General features: G+C 36.5%; 1 protein-coding gene. It reads right to left on the bottom strand.

Annotated elements, in window-relative coordinates:
• Positions 1-102: 102 nt before the first annotated feature.
• Complete coding sequence (locus tag DW033_RS24320; RefSeq protein ID WP_122383255.1) at positions 103-639, bottom strand: DUF4303 domain-containing protein; 537 nt, start codon at positions 637-639, stop codon at positions 103-105.
• Between the last annotated feature and the right edge of the window lie 67 nt (positions 640-706).

Genomic DNA, 706 nt, shown 5'->3' with positions numbered 1-706 from the left:
TCCTATATTTTTCAGTGCTTCAATCATATTTTTATTTTACGAGTTTATAATGGTTTAGCGGGGAACGCTGTCAAGCGTTATCACGCTTTGTTACCAACTTTATTATTCACTTTCAGCAGCTTCTTGAAGATATTCTTCAATATCTTCGGAGTTGTTTAGCTCTAATGCTCTTTGCACATTTGAAGCATCAGGCGGCATTAATTCTACATTTATCAAAATACTGCAGCGTGATTGGTTTTGTGCAAAAAGTCCTTCTTTATCAAGAATTGACATTGCTTTCACCATAGCAGTTAGCCTGACATCAAACTCCTTTCCCCAATCTTCATCATTCAAACTATCAATATTAGCTCGATGTTCAAAGAGCTGTTTTACATCACTAAAATATTCGTCGTAGCCAAAAGCATAATATGGCGAGTCTGCATAAGACCACTTTATACTTTGTGCATATGTTTCAGAGTTCAATTGTGTTACTCTGGCTAATGCTTCCCACGACCATGCAGAAATAACAGGAGCAAAACCTTCACCTGTCGTCAGAAGCGCACAATAATAAAAATGTTCGCCATTGCTAAACAACTTTTGGAAAGCCATTCTTGCGGCTTTTGTTATGGCTGCTATAAGTATTTCTATTTCTTTATTCATAAAGTAATTGTTGGTAATGGGATGTAGATAGTAACCTGTTCGGGTTGCTTATCTACTTGTTAGCAAT

The sequence above is a fragment of the Parabacteroides sp. AF39-10AC genome (genome assembly GCF_003635405.1).
Classification (GTDB): domain Bacteria; phylum Bacteroidota; class Bacteroidia; order Bacteroidales; family Tannerellaceae; genus Parabacteroides; species Parabacteroides distasonis.
The sequence above is the reverse complement of the archived record's forward strand: the minus strand, read 5'-3'. Positions and strand labels throughout refer to the sequence as shown.